Source organism: Planktothricoides sp. SR001 (assembly GCF_001276715.1).
Lineage (GTDB): Bacteria > Cyanobacteriota > Cyanobacteriia > Cyanobacteriales > Laspinemataceae > Planktothricoides > Planktothricoides raciborskii.
Genome location: NZ_LIUQ01000148.1, coordinates 1 through 1458 on the forward strand (window position 1 = coordinate 1; position 1458 = coordinate 1458).

The 1458-nt window shown below is 41.8% G+C and carries 2 protein-coding genes; both read right to left on the reverse strand.

Annotation, left to right across the window (positions count from 1 at the left end; genetic code table 11):
* The coding region (locus AM228_RS28825; RefSeq protein ID WP_197285455.1) for a transposase at positions 1-722 on the reverse strand (722 nt) is incomplete at its 3' end.
* A 13-nt stretch (positions 723-735) separates the two neighbouring features.
* Positions 736-1362 carry an IS607 family transposase gene (locus AM228_RS28830; protein ID WP_054470490.1) on the reverse strand — a complete coding sequence of 209 codons (627 nt, stop codon included), beginning with the start codon at positions 1360-1362 and terminating at the stop codon, positions 736-738.
* Positions 1363-1458: the final 96 nt, after the last annotated feature.

Sequence of the window (1458 nt, forward strand, 5' to 3'; positions counted from 1 at the left end):
GTCGGCAAAAAGATTAATTTGTAATTTTTTACCAAAAAAGATGCTGATTTGTTATGTAAATCCTTAATTAAGTTTTGGATTTTGCCACGAATCCTGGTCGCTGCTTTACGCATTTGATAACGTTGACGCTTGTGGTCAGATCTAGCAATTTTACTCATTAGATTGTCAAGATGCGTACAGAGTCGATTGATTCTGCCGATGTCGTTCTTACCAATCTCTAAAATCGTTGACCCATCATAGCCCGTTAAAAAACTGCGAACTCCTGGATCTAAAGCAATCACTCCCGTCTGGGAAGTTTCCGTAGGTTCTCGATATTCAGGAAAAACTCCAAACCATAAGCCTTTCTGATAAAGAAGTTGAGTTCCATAACGGCATTGCTGTGGGATTTTTTCGGCTGATTTGAACTCAAGTCCTTTAGTTGCCTGACAATACCAAGTCCCGTTCTTGAAATTACCTACCTTGAATTTAATCACTTGATCAAAAGCGCGACAAGACTTAAAAGAGGCATTCCCGATATTGGCTTTGGCTTGTTTATGAGCATCTACGGCGTCTGCTACAGCTTCTTGTAACTGGTGACCCGGCAATTCTTTGACCCAATCAGGACGATTTTCCTCGCGAGCTAAAGCTTGTAATGAGAACGCTGATAAGTTGGGTTTATTTCTCAGGTAAGCAATCGTCCAGTTATAAATCCAGCGATAAGCAGCTAACCATTTTTTCCACAATTGATGAAGTTTTTTACAGGGATATATTCGGATTCTCTTGACGGCATTCTGAGTCCGTTTCGTCGTTGAGTTTCTGGCTTTTTTCTTGAAGCACTTTTTCAACTTGTTTTTTGTATTTTCGCAGTCCGTATAGCCTTGCAGAAAAGCAATGGAGGATGGACAGGATATCTTCAACGAGTTCTCTTTCTGGAGAGAGATTACGTTGATTAAGAACCACGAGTTTGCATCCAGCTTGGTCGCATAACCACTCAATAAGCGGGAATCCAAATCGGACGATTCTATCGGGGTAAGCGCAGACAAGGCATCCGACATCAGCCCGGTAGATTCGCTCCAAAATGGCGATAAGTTTTTTCCGCTTAAAATTGAGTCCGGAGCCAATTTCTTGAACAATTTCAGATGACGGATATGCGTGGCGCAAAAATTCAACTTGTCTAGACAAGTCATCTCGCTGGGAATAACTAGAGACTCTTGCATAGCAAATAGTTGGTTTCGCGTCCTGCTCGTACTCAACAATTGCAAATCGGCGCTGCCCCCCTGGGGTTCGGATGGACTTGATTTTTCCTTGTTTGTCCCATCGCCGCAATGTACTAATGGCAACTCCAAGAGATTCAGATGCTTCTCTGGGCGTAACATATTTCATCGGCCTAAAAAATTACTCGTTGCTGTCATTCTAGCACTAGATGACAAAATATGATAAGGTTTAGTAATATTTTTTTTAACCTCCTGTGCCTTCTAT

Coding starts and splice junctions, on each gene's coding strand:
- AM228_RS28830 (WP_054470490.1), bottom strand. CDS start 1,362: ATGAAATATGTTACGCCCAGAGAAGCATCTGAATCTCTTGGAGTTGCC.